This is a genomic window from Streptomyces sp. UH6 (assembly GCF_013421635.1).
GTDB lineage: Bacteria > Actinomycetota > Actinomycetes > Streptomycetales > Streptomycetaceae > Streptomyces > Streptomyces abyssomicinicus.
The window spans coordinates 1-4,861 of the sequence record NZ_JACADT010000402.1 but is presented as its reverse complement, the minus strand read 5'-3'; the positions used below and the strand labels follow the sequence as shown (position 1 = coordinate 4,861).

The following is a 4,861-nucleotide window of genomic DNA, read 5'->3' as shown; positions in this document are numbered from 1 at the left end:
TCGCCTGGCTGGTCTGCCGCCCGGTGGCGCGCGTCCCGGCCGGGGACCACCGGATCGTCGTGGCCGAGGTGACGGGCGGCGATCCGGCCGGCCCGGGGCGGCCGCTCCTCTACCACCAGGGCCGGTACGGCGCCCTGCGGGACTGACCTACCGGTCGTCACGTAGGGTTACTAAGGTCACACTGCAAAGCGCTTGCTTAGGCGGGTGTGACCGGGTGTACTACTGGTGAGTAATTTATTCGTCGGGGAGCGGACACTCCCCGGACGGAAGTGGCGGCTTCGGGCGCATATGCTGCCTGACAGGAAGCAGCCCGACATGACGATGCAGTAGGAGAGCCGGCGTGAGCTTGAGGATCGTTGTCACCGTGAAGTACGTGCCTGACGCCACCGGCGACCGGCACTTCGCAGACGACCTGACCGTCGACCGCGACGATGTCGACGGTCTGCTGTCGGAGCTGGACGAGTACGCCGTCGAGCAGGCGCTGCAGATCGCCGAGAACGCCGACGACGCCGAGGTCACCGTGCTCACGGTTGGCCCCGAGGACGCCAAGGACGCGCTGCGCAAGGCGCTGTCCATGGGCGCGGACAAGGCCGTCCACGTCGAGGACGACGACCTGCACGGCACCGACGCCATCGGCACCTCGCTGGTGCTGGCCAAGGCGATCGAGAAGGCCGGCTACGACATCGTGATCTCCGGTATGGCCTCCACCGACGGCACCATGGGCATCGTGCCCGCGCTGGTCGCCGAGCGCCTGGGCGTCCCGCAGGTCACCCTGCTCTCCGAGATCGCGGTCGAGGACGGCAAGGTCACCGGCCGCCGCGACGGCGACGCCGCGTCCGAGCAGCTCGAGGCCTCCCTGCCGGCCGTCGTGTCCGTCACCGACCAGTCGGGCGAGGCGCGTTACCCGTCCTTCAAGGGCATCATGGCCGCGAAGAAGAAGCCGGTCGAGTCCTGGGACCTGTCCGACCTCGACATCGAGGCCGAGGAGGTCGGCCTGGAGGGCGCCTTCACCAAGGTCGAGTCCGCCGACGCGCGTCCGGCCCGCACCGCCGGCACGATCGTCAAGGACGAGGGCGAGGGCGGCAAGCAGCTCGCCGAGTTCCTCGCGGGCCAGAAGTTCATCTGATCCCGCCCCAGCTGACCGCCCCTCAGACTTCGCAATCCGCAGGAGAGCATTCCCATGGCTGAAGTTCTCGTCTACGTCGACCACGTCGACGGCGCCGTCCGCAAGCCCACCCTCGAGGTCCTGACGCTGGCCCGCCGCATCGGCGAGCCGGTCGCCGTCGCCCTCGGCGCCGGCGCGGCCGCCACCGCCGCCACCCTCGCCGAGCACGGCGCGGTGAAGGTCCTCACCAACGAGGCCGCCGAGCTCGCCGACTACCTGGTCGTCCCGAAGGTGGACGCCCTCCAGGCCGCCTACGAGCAGGTGTCCCCGGCCGCCGTGCTGCTGCCGACCTCCGCCGACACCAAGGAGATCGCGGCCCGCCTGGCGCTGCGCATCGGTTCCGGCATCATCACCGACGCCATCGACGTCGAGGCCGGCGCCGACGGCCCGGTCGCGACCCAGTCGGTGTTCGCCGCCTCCTTCACCACCAAGTCCGTCGTGTCCAAGGGCACCCCGGTCATCACCGTGAAGCCGAACTCGGCCCCGGTCGAGGCCGCCCCGGCCGCCGGCGCGGTCGAGGAGCTCGCGGTGACCTTCTCCGCCCTGGCCACCGGCACCAAGGTCGTCTCCCGCACCCCGCGTCAGTCGACCGGCCGCCCGGAGCTGACCGAGGCCGCCATCGTGGTCTCCGGCGGCCGCGGCGTGAACGGCGCCGAGAACTTCGGCATCATCGAGGCGCTCGCCGACGAGCTCGGCGCCGCGGTGGGCGCCTCGCGTGCCGCCGTCGACGCCGGCTGGTACCCGCACACCAACCAGGTCGGCCAGACCGGCAAGTCGGTGTCCCCGCAGCTGTACATCGCCAACGGCATCTCCGGCGCCATCCAGCACCGCGCCGGCATGCAGACCTCGAAGACCATCGTGGCCGTCAACAAGGACGCCGAGGCCCCGATCTTCGAGCTCGCCGACTACGGCGTCGTCGGCGACCTGTTCCAGGTCGTCCCGCAGCTCACCGAGGAGATCAAGGCCCGCAAGGCCTGATCACCGCACGGCGCCCGAGGGGCCCGCGACCGGTTCACCGGCCGCGGGCCCCTCGGCGTGTGCGGCCGGACACCGCCCACCGGACGCTGTTGACCCGCCCGCGGACGCACCCGTAACCTCCCGCGCAGTTCAACAATCTGTTGACGTGTCGAAAGGGGCGCCCCGCATGAGCAAGGCCGTGCCGACATCCCTGCCCGGCGCGGTCCACGACCGGCTGGACGCGCTGCTCGCCACCGCCGACGCCGATCTGGCCCGCCGCTACCCCGGAGACCCGGGCACCCGTCAGCCCGTCCACACCGTCTACGTGCCCGCCGACGAGTTCACCGCCGGCACTCCCCGGGACTGGGGCGACCGCGCCCTCGCCGCGCTCGACCGGCACGCCCCCGACGCCGCCGCCTTCGCCGCCGTGCTCGGCCTGCCCGAGGACCTCGCCGAGCCGGTGTACACCCGAGTCCGCGCCAAGCTGGAACGCGAACCCGTCGAGGACCTCCGGATCGACTTCGAGGACGGCTACGGACCGCGCGCCGACGCGGAGGAGGACGAGCACGCCGCACGCGCCGCACACCTGCTCGCCGAGGCGCTGGGGAACGACTGCGCGCCGCCGTACGCCGGCATCCGGATGCAGTGCCTGGAGTCCCCCGTCCGCCGCCGGGGCGTGCGCACCCTGGACATCTTCCTCACCACGCTGCTCGAGCACGGCCCGCTTCCCGGCGGCCTGCTGCTCACCCTGCCCAAGGTGACCTCCGCCGACCAGGTGACCGCCATGGTCCGCCTCCTGGAGGAGTGCGAGAAGGCGCTCGGTCTGGAGCCCGGACGGCTCGGCTTCGAGATCCAGGTGGAGACCAGCCAGGCGATCGTCGCCGCGGACGGCACCGCCACCGTGGCCAGGATGATCCACGCCGCCGAGGGCCGCGCCACGGGCCTGCACTACGGAACCTTCGACTACAGCGCCGCCCTCGGAGTCTCCGCCGCCCACCAGGCGAGCGACCATCCGGTCGCCGACCACGCCAAGGCGGTGATGCAGGTGGCCGCGGCCGGCACCGGCGTCCGGGTCAGCGACGGCTCCACCAACGTGCTCCCGGTGGGCGGCACCGCGCAGGTGCACGAGGCGTGGCGGCTGCACCACCGGCTCACCCTCCGTGCCCTGGCCCGCGCCTACCACCAGGGGTGGGACATGCACCCCGGCCATCTGCCCACCCGCTACGCCGCCGTGTTCGCCTTCCACCTCGAAGGGTTCGACCGGGCCGCGGACCGACTCGCCCGTTATGCCGCCCGCACGTCCGGGGACGTGCTCGACGAGCCCGCCACCGCCCGCGCGCTGGCCGCCTTCCTGCTCCGGGGCCTCGACTGCGGAGCCTTCGACCCGGCCGAGGTGACGGGACGGACCGGGCTGACCCGCCGGAGGCTCGAGGAGTACGCCCGGCCGGGAGCGGCCCGCTGACCGGCGGGGCTCAGTCGGCCGGCGGCAGCTCCCCGGAACCCCGCACCATGAGCCGGGTGGGCAGCTCCACCAGCGAAGGGGGCAGGTCCGCCTGGCCCAGCCGGTCGAACAGCCGCCGCGCGGCCGTCCGGCCGAGCCCCGCGGCGTCCTGCGCCACCACGGTGACCGCGGGCCGCAGCAGGTCGGCCAGTTCGAAGTCGTCGAAGCCCACCAGCGCCACCGGGCGGTGCGGGTCCCGTTCGGCGAGGACCCGGACCACCGTCACCGTCACCCGGTTGTTCCCGGTCAGCAGCGCCGTCACCGGGGCGGGCCCGGTCAGCATCTCCTCCGCCGCCCGCCGGACCCGCTCCGGTGCCGTGCTCCCGAGCGACACCCAGTCGGGCCGCACCGGCAGACCGGCCTCCGTCATCGCCGTGCGGTAGCCGCGGAGCCGCTCCGCGGCGGTGTGGATGCGCGGAAGGTCCCCGATGTAGCCGATCCGGCGGTGCCCGTGGGCGATCAGGTGCGCCACCCCCGACCGCGCCCCGCCGTGGTTGTCGGAGACCACCGTGTCGGCCTCGATGCCGCGGGCCGGCCGGTCCACGAACACCGTGGCGATCCCGGCGTGCATCTCCGGCTCCAGGTAGCGGTGGTCCGGACCCGCCGGAACCACCAGCAGGCCGTCCACCCGGCGTGCGCACAGGGCCAGCGCCAACTCCTGCTCACGGTAGGGGTCGTGGGCGCTGGAGCCGTTGATCAGCAGGGTGTCGTGCGCCCGCGCCACCTCCTCCACGGCGCGGGAGAGCGGGCCGTAGAACGGGTCGGCCAGGTCCTCGAGGATCAGCCCCACGGTGGCGGTGCGGCCCTTGCGGAGCACCCGCGCGCTGTCGTTGCGCCGGAACCCCAGGGCGTCGATCGCCTCCTGCACCCGCCGACGGGTCTCCGAGGTGACCCCGGGCTCCCCGTTCACCACCCTGGAGACCGTCTTCAGACCCACTCCCGCACGGCTCGCCACGTCCTTCATGGTGGGACGGCTGCCGTAACGGGAGGCGGGCGGACGGCCTTCGGTCAGGGTCACGATGTGCTGGGTCCTGTCCTGAGAGGGCGGATGCGCGGCGTGCGGCGACGAGCATAGAGTCTGGACATCGTTGTCAGGCAGGGAAACGGCAGGAAAGCAGGGGGGACATGACGTCGACGGGTACAGCGCTCTCGCCGGCCGGCCTGGTGGCCGCGCTCGACATCGGCGGCACCAAGATCGCGGGCGCGCTGGTGGACGGTGAGGGCCGCCTCCGGGTGCG

General features: G+C 72.9%; 5 protein-coding genes and 1 pseudogene. 5 read left to right on the top strand and 1 reads right to left on the bottom strand.

Going from position 1 to position 4,861, the window contains the following annotated elements; translation table 11 throughout:
• From HW445_RS18615 to HW445_RS18600, 4 genes are all read left to right on the top strand, one after another.
• Positions 1-146 (top strand): flavin reductase family protein (locus HW445_RS18615; protein ID WP_180222126.1); only part of this gene is annotated, 146 nt, incomplete at its 5' end.
• Positions 147-340: 194 nt separating this feature from the next.
• A complete protein-coding gene (locus HW445_RS18610) occupies positions 341-1,126 on the top strand; it encodes an electron transfer flavoprotein subunit beta/FixA family protein (protein ID WP_180222125.1) in 786 nt (261 codons plus the stop codon).
• A gap of 54 nt (positions 1,127-1,180) precedes the next feature.
• Positions 1,181-2,143: an electron transfer flavoprotein subunit alpha/FixB family protein gene (locus HW445_RS18605; protein WP_180222124.1), complete on the top strand. Its 963-nt coding sequence runs from the start codon at positions 1,181-1,183 to the stop codon at positions 2,141-2,143.
• 166 nt (positions 2,144-2,309) lie between these two features.
• Complete coding sequence (locus HW445_RS18600; RefSeq protein ID WP_180222123.1) at positions 2,310-3,584, top strand: DUF6986 family protein; 1,275 nt, start codon at positions 2,310-2,312, stop codon at positions 3,582-3,584.
• 10 nt (positions 3,585-3,594) lie between these two features.
• Here HW445_RS18600 and HW445_RS18595 read toward each other — a convergent pair whose 3' ends face one another.
• The gene (locus HW445_RS18595) at positions 3,595-4,587 is read right to left on the bottom strand and encodes a LacI family DNA-binding transcriptional regulator (protein WP_180222127.1); all 993 of its coding nucleotides are present in this window, start codon (positions 4,585-4,587) and stop codon (positions 3,595-3,597) included.
• Positions 4,588-4,748: 161 nt separating this feature from the next.
• Between HW445_RS18595 and HW445_RS33650 the strand changes: the two are divergent.
• A pseudogene (locus HW445_RS33650) lies at positions 4,749-4,861 on the top strand (ROK family protein); the annotation flags it as partial.

Bases quoted from the DNA above. Each gene is read 5' to 3' on its own strand.
- HW445_RS18605 (WP_180222124.1), top strand. From the start codon at position 1,181: ATGGCTGAAGTTCTCGTCTACGTCGACCACGTCGACGGCGCCGTCCGC.
- HW445_RS18600 (WP_180222123.1), top strand. From the start codon at position 2,310: ATGAGCAAGGCCGTGCCGACATCCCTGCCCGGCGCGGTCCACGACCGG.
- HW445_RS18595 (WP_180222127.1), bottom strand. From the start codon at position 4,587: ATGAAGGACGTGGCGAGCCGTGCGGGAGTGGGTCTGAAGACGGTCTCC.